We start from the raw sequence: 13,517 nt of genomic DNA, 5'->3' as shown, positions 1-13,517 counted from the left end.
ATGCATCAGGTGGAATGACTGACAATGAATGATAGGAACAGGATAAGTAAAAGTTGACATAAAAAGATAGCCAGCGGAAATATTGTGTCATACTTCACATATCATTATATTAGTAATTTGTTATACTCCAAATAATGCCTTATCACTCAACATCTGTTGTCAGACTTCTTACCCAAGAATGACTTCATTATACACTATGCAAGTAGAATTATAATACAGTGCTCTTCATTTTTTGCTACCAAAAATGACCACATTCACACACTTTTCACGTCTTTTTAAGGTTGATGGCCATTTTTCATTCCCTAGTTCTATCGGTTTATCTCCTGCCCACAGACCTATGAGAACAATTGGATGTTATGTAAGATCCTAATTTTCCAAATGGTTTATTGCTATTTCAACATAAAAAAGAAGAGACATTAATCTCCTCTTCCATTTGGATTTCTATTTCTTTTTTACCGGCCTATCCGCTGGATAACCGTGCAGCAACCGAAATTGTTTTCTTTCATTCGTAAAATTCGGCTATGTTTTGGTGCTATCCGGGTTAAACGCATAATGAACGACACAGCGTAGTTGATCTTCTACACAAGGATCAATAGCCTCTTGATGGACTTGTCCCAAAGCGTCAAACAGAAGCGCCCCAATGTTTTTTCCTATTTATTCCATCAATATTATACTCAAATGATTGACGAGTTTCTCTGCTAAAGCCGAACCGATAGAAGGAATTTGCTGAAAGTCTCTGCACGGCTTACCGACGTTTTCAGCAGGCTTGCCAAATCGTGGACAGACATCTTATGGACTTCACTCGCTTAATTCCCGCTTTTCTAAGATACTCCTTTTCTTCAGCATCAAGAGAAAGTTTTAGTGTTTTAAGAGCCGCAGGCATATGCCCTCCAATCCCTTAAATCAACATGGATCCCTCATATTTTAAAAAATTTTGTCAAGTAATAAAATGTGACGAGGGCATAAATCCCTTGAACGACAAAAAGAGAGCCGATCATAATGACCATTCCGATTGCTGTCAGGATTGGATTGAACAAAGCAATGAACCCTAGGATCATACCGATTACACCAGACCCCATGATCCAGCCCCAGCTCCGGAAACCAAATTCCCTTGCTTCAAATCCAGCGATTAACCTCAGCAAGCCAGAGAATAACACCCAAAAGCTAAAAAAATAAATCAACGTCAAAGTCCCAGTCACTCTATCGAAAACTAAGACCACTCCCAATAAAAGAGTCAATAGTCCATCTGCCATCAGCCAACCTGATGTTTTTCTTTGGTTGCGATGATAGAAAAACAAGATGATATGGAAGATACCGCTGACAATCATTAATAAACCGATAAAAACAGTAATCGCCACTAAAGATACGGGCGGATTGAGCACAAACCAAAAACCCAGGCAGATCATCGCCAATCCGGATAGTAAAACAAGAAAGCGAGAAAAGGCATTCATATATGTATCTCCTTTTTGAAATCTATTATGTTATTTTGTATGGTCTTTTTAACACAATTTCATACCCAATAAACAAGAAAAATCCTCCTTTTCAGGTTAAATAAACATGCAGTTGCCCTAACAAAAACGGTAGGCTTCGATGAATGGCAAGTACCTAAAAAGAGAAGTGGATTCCATAAAGTGAAACCTTTATCCCATTCTTACTGGCGCTTGCTCTCCCACCTACACTTTCTCGTATTGAAGTGGGAGTCTTAGCGCCAGTTAGAATGGGATCAATTCCGGAACCTTTCAGGAGTATTTACTTCTCATCTTCTCTATATAGACGTTCAGACTACTCCTTTTTATCATCGGCAGATTGAGATAGATAAACATAGTCGGCCCTCACTGCTTCTTTTTCCGCTTCAACAGCTCATCAATTTCCTCGTTTAGCCAGTTATATTCATCGGTACCCGGCTTCAATGCGCCAAGCAGGCCGATGCGCTCGATTAATTTCAACTCCAAGACTGCTTTTTCATTGTCTTCCTGAAGGCCGGGCTGTGTCTCCTTCATATGCATTCTCTGTTCATATTCCTTCAACGAAAATTCAAATCGCTTCAGCCGTTTATCTTCGATCACCAATAATTTATCGCACACTTTATCCACCAGATAGCGATCATGAGATACAATCAACAATGTCCCTGTATATGCCAGCAATGTCTCTTCCAACGCTTCCCTGCTGGGCAGGTCCAAATGATTGGTCGGCTCATCAAGAATCAATAAATCGTATTCATCCAGCAGCATTGAGACGAGCTTCACTTTCATTTTTTCTCCTTGGCTGAAGGCCGATAACGGGTGTATGAGCTGGCTTGCATGAATACCCATATTGGCTAAGGTCGTTCGGGCCATGGCCGTTTGGCCTCCTGCATTTAGGTATTCCAACGCTGTCTTATCCGCCGGCAAATCATTCATCTCCTGCGGCAGATAACCGATTTTAAGGGAAGGGCTTTTCCAGACTGATCCTTTCGTGATTGATTCCGCCCCCAGCAACATGCGTATGAACGTCGATTTGCCGCTGCCATTTGGGCCCAAGAATCCAATTTTTTCTCCGCCCTTTACATAAAAATGACTCTTCTCAAAAAGTGTTCTGTCCCCGAATATTTTTGCCAATCCTTTCGCTTCCACCATGCGTTTGCCTTTTTTTGCATCCCCGCGGAACGAAAAATCCACTGACCATTCTTCTGCCGGCTTTTCGATGGTTTCCTTCTTCAATTCTGCTTCAAGGCGCCTCATTTTGGATTGTACCTGCCGATCTCTTTTCTTTGCGCACCCCGTCACTTTCTTTCATTTTGATTTCCGCAGCAAACCCTTTTTTCCCTTGCTCCCGATGGGCCTTCGCCGCCCAGCGGGATAAATGGTCAATTTGGCTTTGTATTTCCCCGATATGCTTTTGCTGTTTATCATAGGCCTTTTGATGATGTTGCCGTTCCTCCCGTTTTTTGGCTGCATAATCGCTATATGTGCCCGTATAGACGGTCAATTTCCCCTTATTTAATTCCACAATTTCATTTACCGTCTGATCAAGAAAGTAGCGGTCATGGGAAATCAACAGGACGGCTCCCGCATAGGAAGATAGCTGTTCTTCAAGCCACTGCATTCCCTTTGCATCAAGATGATTGGTCGGCTCATCAAGCAATAGCAATTCAGGATTTTTTTGCAGGATAGCGGACAAGGCCAGTTTCACTTTCTCGCCTCCGCTGGCGTGCTCCATATCCAGACTCTCCAGCGCTTCCTGCTGCAACCCAAACCGGCTCAATTGCCGTGCAAATTCATTGCTCCATAAATCCCCTTCTCTAGACTGGACGACTGCTTGCGGCAAATAGCCAATCTGCGGATGATCAGATTCGTATACAATCTCCCCTTCATCAGGCTCCACTTGCCCCAGCAGCATCTGAAAGAATGTCGTTTTACCTTCGCCGTTCCAGCCGACAAGCCCTATTCGATCCCCCTTCAAAATAGTCAGCTCGCCATTTTTAATGATTTGTTTTCCCGGGAATGATTTAGAAATGCCTTTTGCTTTCAAAATGATATTGTTCATACACTCACTCCTTTTGCCATTTATTGATGAATAATGAATGAGATTAATGGACAAAAAAACCTATCTCTTCGTCGAGATAGGTTTCATCGCTATATCTACAAATCCGTACAGAAAAGAACCTTCCATAGACATACGCACAAAAGGCGCTTCGCCTACAGCAGGAAATAATACGGCTCATATAGACAGACTAATCCCATTCTCTCCAGATTTCTCATTTTTTGCTGTTTGAGATTTCTTTCGCAGACATGAGATTAATTATCCATGGACGTATACCTTTCCTTTCTTAATGGTACTTACATTGTAATTTTGCTTATTGGAAAAGTCAACCAGACTTTCCAGATTGAATCAACCTGAATTGTTTTCTGAATCTTTTTTGCTTATACTGCTCTTATGCCTAAAGATCATAAGAAGAGAGTGTTAGCAATGGATGTTATAAAGATAACCAACGAAATAGAATTACAGGATGCCTTTGATATCCGGAAAAAAGTCTTTGTCGAAGAGCAAAAAGTTCCGTTCGAGGATGAGTTTGACCAGTTTGATACATTAGAAGGAGATACTGAACATGTATTGGCCTATTATGGTGGCCACCCTGCCGGAACGGGAAGGATGAGAATCGTTGAAGGGATCGGCAAGCTGGAACGTATCTGCATTTTGGAACCTTTCCGCAAGCATGGTTTAGGAAGAATCATTATAGCCAAGCTGGAAGAATTAGCAGCTGCCAAAGCACTGAACATCGTAAAATTGCACGGGCAGACACAGGCTGAAGGGTTTTATAGCAAGCTCGGCTATCAAACAGCATCGCCTGAATTCATGGAGGATGGGATTTCTCATGTTCTTATGACAAAAAATCTTAAACCGTGACAAGTTAGTTTGATCGATGGGAGTCTCCATTCATCCCCTACCGGTTATTCATTGAACCAACTTTAGTTCTGGCTGTCGCCTGATCACCCACTCTACTCGCATCTTTTGAAGCGGGAGTCATAGCGCCAGTTGGAACAAAAAACAAGAGACATAGCCAGCGGGCCATGTCCCTTATCGCCTTTCTATCAATTAAAGTTCAATCCTCATCTTTAAATAACATATTGGGATCATTGGATACAAGCCGCGAAACAAATAAAGATACTTCTTTTGGTGTCTGCTGCATCCCTGTTTCCAACCAATGTTGGATCATCCCTAATTGCGCCGAGATAGCATACGCAGAAATAAAATCAATCGGCACAACCAGCTTATCTTGATCAATGCGCGCCTGCAAATTATCTGTCATTCCTTTTCTCATAGCCTCTTTAAATTTGGCGTAAAAGCCCGCATTCCCTTTAGGGCCAAGTATGACTTTCATAAAAGCGGCATTTTCCTGAATATATTCGTACAGTTTCGTCACAAACGGAAATGCTTGCTTATGATCAATGAGTTTCTGGATATCAGCCTGGCAAATTCGGTTTGCCTCTTGGATCCTTTGAATAGCAAGTATGATTTCCTCTTCATTCTGTTCCAACAAATCATATTTATCCCGATAATGCAGATAAAACGTACCACGGTTAATGTCAGCTTTATCCGTTAGATCACTAACCGTTATTCCATCGAATGCCTTCTCCTCCATCAATTCCGTTAACGCTTTCCTAAGCATTCTCTTCGTTCGGGTGACTCTTCGATCGGCAGGCTGATTCTTCATGTTAAAACACCCTTTTATTTCTTCTAAATTTTTTGAGCCTTCGGGCCATTTTTTTGATTGTTTCTTATAAGTGAAATTTTAATTGGTGAGGGTTTTCATTATCTTTTCCGATTATTTACCCTTAAATGAACACACCGTCCATTAATTGATATTCTGTTCTTTCCTTGCACATATGTCAATTAAATTGAAACTCTAACCCATTCATGACATTCCTGCCTAGCCATAAAAGCAAAGAAAGGCTATTGTTAGCCAATGAAGAAACTATGGTAAACCAATAGAACAGTTTATCGGGGAATCAAGCAACAAAATCTGTAAGGAACTAAAAAAGAGCTGTGTATAAACAAATACACAGCTCCCTGTTACACCAATTGAGAGGTATTCACTACTCTATGATGAAATTAGCTTCTAGTTATATTCACCCTTGTCAGAATGGGATTTCCAGACAAAGCGATCATTAAAGCAGAGTTTTGTAAGATTTGCTTTAACACGAGGAAAACATTTTTCACAATAATAATGTGTAATTCCGCTTCTTTTTTCATATAACGCAGAAAATTTGTTGTTTCGGAAGTTTTGTTTACAATATGTACATTTATTTATTCCCATTGAAATATTCCCCTCCTTATTAAATATAACAAGAGAATATTAAATTACCGTTACATGGAAATAACAATTTCTTTTCTGCTTTTCAACAGAACTGCTGTCTTGCTCTATTATTTTGGAATAAAAGGAAAAAGACACTCCTCAAAAGAAGCGCCTTTAGACGGTTTGATGCAGAAATTCATCCAATTTATCAGTGCTTGTCAATTGTTGGTTACATTGAGCGGCATCTTCACATATATAATTGCCGAGCACTTTGTATTGGTCGGAATTCCCCTTTGATTTCATTTCTACTGTGTATAAGCCAACTTGCGAATGATGGTTGCAAAAGTGGCAAATGCCTTTTTTACTGCTGGGAAGGAAACGGCCGTGGATACCGACGATTGTTCCATCAAGCTCTCTTATAATGAATTTTCTGCCCGTTCCTTTATCGATCCAACTTGCATATGTCAAATGCTTTCGGTCTTCTTCAGTGAAAGGAGGATGGTTCAGCTTTTTCACCTTCCTGAATAACTTGCTGATTTTCCCGTCGGTAAGCTCTGGAAAAGGGATGCAATATTCTTCAATTGTCCGCTGATATTGCTCCATTTCTACATCTGATTGGATCTCAACCATCTTCGTCAGTAATCCCCGTTCTTCTTCTCCAATAGCAGGAAACAACGCCAAAACCTTATCCAAAGCCGAATGAATAAAAGCCTGCTTCACTCCTGCATCGTTTACTGTATGCTTAGCAGCCGCAATTTGCTTTGCCTGCTTCATAATAAAGTTATATTTCTCATTTGTGATAAAGGGAATCATATTCTTTCCTCCTTGCCATCTATTGTAACAAGTTCAACAACTGCCATATAGTCTAAGAATAGCTATATTTATTTTCGGCACTTTCTTGAGGTTATCGCAGAAAAAGCAGTAGTACGCGAGCAATTGGCATCTATTCTACTATTCGAGCTTCCCGCTTGGCGGGCGATCAACATCCTCATTAGCGACTGTCCCGCTAGCCTAACGCTTCTTCCACTCCACAAACCTAATAAAAAAATCATGCAACCCCTCGCTGCATGATGTTACACCGATTATTGCCTGTACACGATATTCTTTATCGTATTGGGCGATAAGTGATATAGAGCGCCTAGTTCTTCAAAGGAGGCGCCTCTTTGATAATCCTTCTTGATTCGGAGATTCCGGTCTTCCAATTGTTTTCTAATTCCGGATGATGTACCCCATTTCTTTCTGGCCGATCCTTTGACCGGAATATACAGAAGTTCACCATCAATATATTTTTGCACTTCCCGTAAAAGTGTATCTGGCAATAAATCTTGTGCTGATTGATATTTCATACTGGCCCGCTCCTTATTAAAAAATAGATTTAATAATGGATGCAAAGCCTTTGAACCGGGCGATCATGATCTACGTTCTACCCCATGTAAAGGACCGCCACTTTGGAAAAAAGGCTTTACATGGACCGTTCCAGTATCCTGTTTTTTCAAGCTGACCACCTCCTGGTTCCTTATTTAATCTGACTATAGAATACAGTTAAAGAAATGTCAACGGATGAACAAACCAATATTTCCCGTTGATTCAAAAACGCACGCTCCTTATAATCCAGGGTAGAAAGAATGACCAATGACCGTATGGCTATAATACATATTAAAAGTTATTTCATTCATCCTTAATGTTACTATTGGAGGTACCACATGATTCAAGCAATCGGAAAGATCACCATTTATGTAGAGAACCAAGCTGAAGCGAAAGCTTTTTGGACAGAAAAGATGGGTTTTACAGTAAAAATCGAACAGGCAATGGGCCCGGGAACAACATGGCTGGAGGTTGGACCAAGCGATAACGCCTTCACAACGCTTGTACTGTATGATAAACAATCTATGATGAAGCAAAACCCTTCCACAAACGTTGGACATCCTACCATCATGTTCAGCACAAAAGATATTGAAGCTTCTCATAAGCAGCTGCAAGATCGAGGAGTAGAAGTTGGCGAGCTAATGAAATTCCCTTATGGTTCCATGTTCTCCTTCAACGACCACGAAGGAAATAAATTTCTATTGCGCGAGGATAAGTAATCCTGCCGTTAAACAAGGATCAAAAACAAAAATACACTGCAGACAGTTTTCCAGGCTGGATGCAGTTTTTTTATGTTCAAGCTCTCTGGCAAGTGTCTGCCACCTATCCTCTATGCTTATAGAAACCATGATGAGCCATCTGTCCAATGTTTATTTCATCTACAATGCGGTATCTAATATATGACTAAATAAGTTAGGAGGAAGGCGTATGAGCACACCAAATGCCCTTGAGCAGAAGCATCCTTTCGCGCTTATCATCATCGATGTGATCAACCATTATAAATTCAAGGAAGAAAGCCATCTATTAGAGTACACAAAGAAAATGGCGGGACCGCTTAAAAAATTGAAGGAACGCGCTAAGGAACAAAAGGTACCTGTCATTTATGTAAACGATCATTATTATATGTGGCAGGCCGATTACCATAAAATCATCGACCACTGCAAAAATGAAGAAAATCAGGAAATCCTCGAAACTCTGTCACCCGCTGAGGATGACTTCTTTCTGATTAAGCCAAAACATTCGGCTTTCTACGAATCGGCATTACATACTTTACTGCGCCAGCTCCATGTAAAAAACATCATTGTTACAGGTGTTGCCGGTAATATATCCGTCCTGTTCACAGCCAATGAAGGATATATGAAAGAATATACAATCTATGCCCCGGCAGATTGCATTGCCTCAAATACCAAAGAAGCAAATGAGTTTGCATTAAATATGATGAAAAACGTCCTTGGAGCCGACCTGACGGAAAGCAGCGAGCTCACGTTCACTGAACCAAAAGAAAAATAGCAACCCGCTGATTATTAGCTGAACCAGCCTGAATTATCATTGGCATATGATCTCCAACTCCCACTTCTTTGCCTGAAGTGGGAGTATTAGAGCCAGTTAGAACGGGATAAATAAAAGAAGAAAAATAGACCTAAAGAATCAATTGTTTGACATCTTTAGGTCTATTTTTCTTTATCTTTCATTATTTTCTTATCTATCCTTTATTATTTCTTTGGCATTAACTCGACAAAGAACTGTTCATTCTTTTTTAAATGTTCAAAGATATTAATGATGTCGTTTAAAATAATACGGTCATCCATTCTTAGAACCTTACGAGTTTCCTCTTTGATTTTCTTAATGAGCTTATCAAACCCTTCATTACTTGATTCTAACATTTGATGTATATCTTGTAGAATTAATTGAACAGTTGAATCATCGACTTTATTTTTTTGTGTACGCAAGAATAATACATAAATCGCATTATGAATGATTCTTTGTTTTTCCAAAAAAGGTTGAGAATCCTTCCATTCTAATGTTTCGTTATGTAACAAAATGCGATCCTCAATGAAAGAAGAAACTGCAAATAAATGATTTATACTATGTGCATTAGACTTCGTTTTGAAAAACGTATATACTTCTTCTATCAAATGTTTGGATACATCTTTGTACATACGAACAAGAGAAGTCGTACCTTTTTGAATACTATGTGGAAAAATGAAACGATTGGCAATCATACCAATTATGATTCCTAACAAAACATAGAGAATACGATCAAACGTTACTATTTGCACGTCACTTACAAGAGCAGCGTTACCAAGTGCTACTACTGTAACAATAATACTGATGTTTCGATAGGCGACAGCATAGCCAATTAAATATCCGGCAATAGAAATAATGAAAGAACGACTGGTAACATCCGTAAAAATACGAAAGAGCATAATGAATATTACAGCACCGATTAGAGTACCGATTATTCTCCGTGAAAATCTGTATCTAGCATGCTCCATATAAGGCTGAGTTACTGAGAATACGGTAAAAATAATCCAACGTCCATTTTCAAGTGCAAAGTAGTCAGAAATGAAAGCAGCAATTGTAATGATGATTGCTAATCGAATCGCATACGTGAAGCGAACAGAATGTTTGTTAAAATTGATAAAATGATCATAGGAATAGGTAAAAGTTGTTGGAATATCTACTAATTTTTCAACATGACGTAAATCTTGCTGACTAGCCGAATAAAGGTCATTCAACAAGTCAAAAATGAACTCGAAAGTATTCACTACCTCCGTCATATAGAGTTTATGATTATCGACTGAACGAAGTGAGTGAAGATGGTTTGTCGGAACGGCTCCTTTTTCTATATATTCTTTAACAATTTGAAGTTCCTGAGAGATTGTATCTGATACTTCGTATATTTGCTTTTGATCCTCAAGACGGTTTAGAAGCAGGTTTAACTTTTCTAAACAGGCTGATATCTTTAGTATCAATCTACCTTCGTTTGAAAGATAATATCCATCTACACGTCTGCAATAAATGACTTTTCTAAGTTCTTTTATAGAGCTTTCAATGGAATGATTCATTTCTGAATGATCATTTTGATATTTAATCGCATCTAATTTTGCCATTAATTGATCGCAAATGATTAATATATTTTTGTTACCTGATTTTGTTATTTTGTTTTTATTAACGACTATTTGGGCGATCATAATGATTGCTGCACCTGATGCTAGCGCTAAAAGGCGATGTGGTAAATCTGACATGGCTATAGGTGTAGTGATAATAAATATATATTGTAAACCAAAAGCAATATATATTGGTTTTCTTAAGTTGAAGGTAAAAAAATAACCTACTATGAACATAGAAATTAAATTGAGAGGAATACCTAGCCACATATTATTGGCTGATAAGAATCCAAACATACCTTGTAGGGCATTAATAGCTAATAAGAAGAAGAAGCTTTTCCATGGGTTAGCAGTTAGATCTCTTTCTAAATACATAAGAGTTGCAATAATAATAGTAGCACCAATTAATGCATTTTCTGCCCCAAATAGGCTTTTAAATCCCGCTATGAACAAAAGTATAAATAGAAATTGAATTGTTTTTGTAACAATTAACTTTTTCATAAACGACCTACCTTACAAAACATATAATTACTATATTAAGATAGTGTTGAGGAGTATACCATAATTTTATTATTATTTGAAAGGCTTTATTGTATTGTGAATTCAACGAATTAGTAAACTATGCCCACGGAAAAAACCATTCATTGTTTGGAAAGCTTAAGGTTAAAGATCATGGAATGCCATTATTTTTCGCGAAACCTATAAAGTGAAACTTTTTTATTCATCCCCACCGACATTCATTGAACCAACTAAAGTTTCACAATCTATCTACTCAAAAAGATTCACAACTAAATCTGTGTATGATTCCACCCATTTATAAAATGGAAGGTTCTCATCCCAAGTAACCATATTCATTGCCTTTGCACAACCCCAGTCTAAAACACGTTGATGAAGCATATGAACTTTCATACGTTTTATGATCGTCTCTTTCTCTTCTGCTAATTCTCGGCAATAGACTTTAATCAAATGTCCAGCTACATCACTGTCATCAGCATCTATATAATAAATTACCATCTTCATTAAATCTGTAATTGGATCAGCAAAATATGAATTTGTAAAATCAAATACACCGCCTATCTCCCATTTATTTTCCTTTGAGTGGATTAGAAAATTTCCCGGCTTGAAATCACCCATTATAAAAGTTGGGGTAATGAACTTTTCAAAAGCCTCATTGGATTGTTCGAATAAATCCTCCACCCAATGCATATCTCTAGCTGTGATTTTGGAATATTTTTTAGCATCCTCTAACCAAAACATAATTCGCTTAAAAAGCCATTGCTTATATGAATCTTTAAATGGAGCGACCGTAAAATGTTCAGTATTCAAATCCCCAAAATCAGTTACTATCCAAGTATGAAATTCAGATAAAGTTTTAGCGATTAATTCAGCTACTGTAAATTTTTCATCTTTACTAAGGTTATCTTTAAAATAATTGGAGTTTAAATGTTCGCCTGGTAGACGGGGCATCAACGCATAACTCCACCCAAAGATTTCTCCAGACTGATCTATGATATATGGCATTGGGACAGGCACTTTAGTCCTTTTATAAATACTTTCGATAAAAAACTTTTCCTCAAGCAATTGCCCATCATAAAGCGGGTTGCCTTTCAAAACGAAATCTCCTGCCGTTGATGAAACAAACATAGTCTGTCCCATTGCCCCGTTTGCTGTTTTTTCAGATGAAATAAGTTTGCCCAATTCAAATCGATCGAGCATTGCTTGTAATTGCCCATCATTTAGTATTCCTAATCTATTTGATGCAAACATTATGTTCGAAGTCATATATCATCCCCCAAATCTCTAGACCATTACCTAATTATTCTATACACTTCCATTCAATCCTTCTTCTCTATCATTCCCGCTCGGGCAGCGGTCAGAACTCAAGTTGGTTCAACTAATGCCAAAATTTAACTTTATCTTGTAGTATTAAATGTTTATCTTGTGCACAAAATTACAAAGAGACAAAATGATACTTTTTTGGATGATGAAGGAGGACATATGAATAAATATCTAGAAAGCGCTAGAGCAATGAAAGATGAGTTAATACAATATAGAAGAGAAATCCATCAACATCCTGAAGTAGGAGATGATCTGCCGCAAACAACAAAGTTTGTGATGGATAAATTAAAAGAATTTGGCTATGAACCTGAAGAAATTTGTAACAGCGGGATTGTTGCTTTAGTAGGGAATCCAAAAAAATCAGATAAAACTTTCCTTTTGCGCGCTGATATGGATGCTCTTCCTATTGAAGAACAAACAGATTATTCTTTTAAAGCAACAAATGGAAACATGCATGCTTGCGGGCATGATTTTCATACAACCATGCTTTTAGGAGCAGCTAAATTATTAAAACAATACGAGGATGAACTCGAAGGGACAGTAAAGCTCGTTTTCCAGCCCAATGAAGAAGGATTCAAAGGCGCAAAATTAATGTTAAAGTCGGGAGTGTTGGAAAACCCTAAAGTAGATGCTGCTATGGCATTGCATGTACATTCCGGGACGCCTTCCCATATGATGCTGTATGGTCAAGGAACTAGCACGGCTGGTTGTACCATTTTTAGAGTTACCATAAATGGTGTTGGATGTCATGGCGCCATGCCTGAAACTGGCGTAGATCCCATTAATATAGCAACACATATTTATTCTTCTATGCAAGAAATCATCGCAAGAGAAGTTTCACCAACCGAATCAGCAGTCCTTACTGTCGGAAAGTTCCAAGCAGGAAATACACACAACGTCATTCCTGATCAAGCTATATTAGAAGGGACCATTCGCTTTACATCTGTTGATGTCGGTGACTTTATTTATAAAAGGCTAGAAGAGATTGTTCCTGCTACCGCGAAAATATTCCGAGGAGAAGCAAACATTGACATATTAGCTTCTGTACCACCATTAAAGAATGATCCGGATCTAGCCAATGACCTAGCAACTTACGTAAAAGAAATCGTTGGAGAAAAATCTGTTGTATCCTATCCAGGCGGCGGCATGGGCTCCGAAGATTTTGCATCATACGGCTACGAAGTACCAAGTGTTTTTTTTATGATTGGAGCTGGTACAAAAGAAGAAGATTCACATTATGGATTCCCAATGCATCACCCACAGGTTGTCTTTAATGAAGCTATATTGCCAACCGGTGCGGCGGTACATGCCTATACGGCGACAATGTGGTTAAAATCTCATTAATGTCGGCTGATTGCCCCGTTTTAAAAGCTGATTACTTCCCCTTAATCTTTGATTGCACTGATTATTAGGAAATTCTGTAAACC

General features: G+C 38.6%; 13 protein-coding genes. 4 read left to right on the top strand and 9 right to left on the bottom strand.

Going from position 1 to position 13,517, the window contains the following annotated elements; genetic code table 11:
- Positions 1–519: 519 nt before the first annotated feature.
- From BN1765_RS20725 to BN1765_RS19760, 4 genes are all read right to left on the bottom strand, one after another.
- The gene (locus BN1765_RS20725; RefSeq protein ID WP_390621190.1) at positions 520–630 is read right to left on the bottom strand and encodes a helix-hairpin-helix domain-containing protein; all 111 of its coding nucleotides are present in this window, start codon (positions 628–630) and stop codon (positions 520–522) included.
- Between the two features lie 287 nt (positions 631–917).
- A complete protein-coding gene (locus tag BN1765_RS05635; protein WP_050614190.1) occupies positions 918–1,451 on the bottom strand; it encodes an HdeD family acid-resistance protein in 534 nt (177 codons plus the stop codon).
- Between the two features lie 381 nt (positions 1,452–1,832).
- Positions 1,833–2,720, bottom strand: coding sequence for an ATP-binding cassette domain-containing protein (locus BN1765_RS19765; protein ID WP_050614189.1), 888 nt, complete (start codon positions 2,718–2,720; stop codon positions 1,833–1,835).
- Positions 2,707–3,525 carry an ATP-binding cassette domain-containing protein gene (locus BN1765_RS19760; RefSeq protein ID WP_050614188.1) on the bottom strand — a complete coding sequence of 273 codons (819 nt, stop codon included), beginning with the start codon at positions 3,523–3,525 and terminating at the stop codon, positions 2,707–2,709. The genes BN1765_RS19765 and BN1765_RS19760 overlap by 14 nt, the downstream gene beginning before the upstream one ends.
- Positions 3,526–3,948: 423 nt before the next feature.
- On the opposite strand from BN1765_RS19760, the gene BN1765_RS05620 reads away from it, so the two are divergent.
- Positions 3,949–4,386: a GNAT family N-acetyltransferase gene (locus BN1765_RS05620; RefSeq protein WP_050614187.1), complete on the top strand. Its 438-nt coding sequence runs from the start codon at positions 3,949–3,951 to the stop codon at positions 4,384–4,386.
- 196 nt (positions 4,387–4,582) lie between these two features.
- Here the strand turns inward: BN1765_RS05620 and BN1765_RS05615 are convergent, their stop codons facing one another.
- The 3 genes from BN1765_RS05615 to BN1765_RS05600 all read right to left on the bottom strand — a co-directional run bounded on the left by BN1765_RS05615 (position 4,583) and on the right by BN1765_RS05600 (position 7,122).
- Positions 4,583–5,194 carry a TetR/AcrR family transcriptional regulator gene (locus tag BN1765_RS05615; protein WP_050614186.1) on the bottom strand — a complete coding sequence of 204 codons (612 nt, stop codon included), beginning with the start codon at positions 5,192–5,194 and terminating at the stop codon, positions 4,583–4,585.
- Positions 5,195–5,950: 756 nt separating this feature from the next.
- On the bottom strand, positions 5,951–6,589 hold the full coding sequence (locus tag BN1765_RS05605; RefSeq protein WP_050614184.1) for a FusB/FusC family EF-G-binding protein: 639 nt from the start codon (positions 6,587–6,589) through the stop codon (positions 5,951–5,953).
- A gap of 269 nt (positions 6,590–6,858) precedes the next feature.
- Complete coding sequence (locus tag BN1765_RS05600) at positions 6,859–7,122, bottom strand: CD3324 family protein (protein WP_050614183.1); 264 nt, start codon at positions 7,120–7,122, stop codon at positions 6,859–6,861.
- Positions 7,123–7,479: 357 nt separating this feature from the next.
- On the opposite strand from BN1765_RS05600, the gene BN1765_RS05595 reads away from it, so the two are divergent.
- Complete coding sequence (locus BN1765_RS05595; protein WP_050614182.1) at positions 7,480–7,860, top strand: VOC family protein; 381 nt, start codon at positions 7,480–7,482, stop codon at positions 7,858–7,860.
- A 208-nt stretch (positions 7,861–8,068) separates the two neighbouring features.
- Positions 8,069–8,650, top strand: a complete 582-nt coding sequence (locus tag BN1765_RS05590) for a cysteine hydrolase family protein (RefSeq protein ID WP_050614181.1) — start codon at positions 8,069–8,071, stop codon at positions 8,648–8,650.
- 203 nt (positions 8,651–8,853) lie between these two features.
- On the opposite strand, the gene BN1765_RS05585 is transcribed toward BN1765_RS05590, so the two are convergent.
- Complete coding sequence (locus BN1765_RS05585) at positions 8,854–10,752, bottom strand: FUSC family protein (RefSeq protein ID WP_050614180.1); 1,899 nt, start codon at positions 10,750–10,752, stop codon at positions 8,854–8,856.
- 267 nt (positions 10,753–11,019) lie between these two features.
- Entirely contained in the window at positions 11,020–12,033 is a 1,014-nt protein-coding gene (locus BN1765_RS05580; protein WP_050614179.1) for a phosphotransferase family protein, read from the bottom strand.
- A 216-nt stretch (positions 12,034–12,249) separates the two neighbouring features.
- Between BN1765_RS05580 and BN1765_RS05575 the strand changes: the two genes are divergently transcribed.
- Positions 12,250–13,434 carry a M20 metallopeptidase family protein gene (locus BN1765_RS05575; RefSeq protein WP_050614178.1) on the top strand — a complete coding sequence of 395 codons (1,185 nt, stop codon included), beginning with the start codon at positions 12,250–12,252 and terminating at the stop codon, positions 13,432–13,434.
- Positions 13,435–13,517: the final 83 nt, after the last annotated feature.

The organism is Bacillus testis, from assembly GCF_001243895.1.
Lineage (GTDB): Bacteria > Bacillota > Bacilli > Bacillales > DSM-1321 > Bacillus_AD > Bacillus_AD testis.
Note: the sequence above shows the minus strand (reverse complement) of the source record. Positions and strands in the feature narration are given on the sequence as shown.

What these genes read in the sequence shown, in the direction of transcription:
- BN1765_RS05635 (WP_050614190.1), bottom strand. Translation starts at nt 1,451, where the DNA reads ATGAATGCCTTTTCTCGCTTTCTTGTTTTACTATCCGGATTGGCGATG.
- BN1765_RS19765 (WP_050614189.1), bottom strand. Translation starts at nt 2,720, where the DNA reads ATGAGGCGCCTTGAAGCAGAATTGAAGAAGGAAACCATCGAAAAGCCG.
- BN1765_RS19760 (WP_050614188.1), bottom strand. Translation starts at nt 3,525, where the DNA reads ATGAACAATATCATTTTGAAAGCAAAAGGCATTTCTAAATCATTCCCG.
- BN1765_RS05620 (WP_050614187.1), top strand. Translation starts at nt 3,949, where the DNA reads ATGGATGTTATAAAGATAACCAACGAAATAGAATTACAGGATGCCTTT.
- BN1765_RS05615 (WP_050614186.1), bottom strand. Translation starts at nt 5,194, where the DNA reads ATGAAGAATCAGCCTGCCGATCGAAGAGTCACCCGAACGAAGAGAATG.
- BN1765_RS05605 (WP_050614184.1), bottom strand. Translation starts at nt 6,589, where the DNA reads ATGATTCCCTTTATCACAAATGAGAAATATAACTTTATTATGAAGCAG.
- BN1765_RS05600 (WP_050614183.1), bottom strand. Translation starts at nt 7,122, where the DNA reads ATGAAATATCAATCAGCACAAGATTTATTGCCAGATACACTTTTACGG.
- BN1765_RS05595 (WP_050614182.1), top strand. Translation starts at nt 7,480, where the DNA reads ATGATTCAAGCAATCGGAAAGATCACCATTTATGTAGAGAACCAAGCT.
- BN1765_RS05590 (WP_050614181.1), top strand. Translation starts at nt 8,069, where the DNA reads ATGAGCACACCAAATGCCCTTGAGCAGAAGCATCCTTTCGCGCTTATC.
- BN1765_RS05585 (WP_050614180.1), bottom strand. Translation starts at nt 10,752, where the DNA reads ATGAAAAAGTTAATTGTTACAAAAACAATTCAATTTCTATTTATACTT.
- BN1765_RS05580 (WP_050614179.1), bottom strand. Translation starts at nt 12,033, where the DNA reads ATGACTTCGAACATAATGTTTGCATCAAATAGATTAGGAATACTAAAT.
- BN1765_RS05575 (WP_050614178.1), top strand. Translation starts at nt 12,250, where the DNA reads ATGAATAAATATCTAGAAAGCGCTAGAGCAATGAAAGATGAGTTAATA.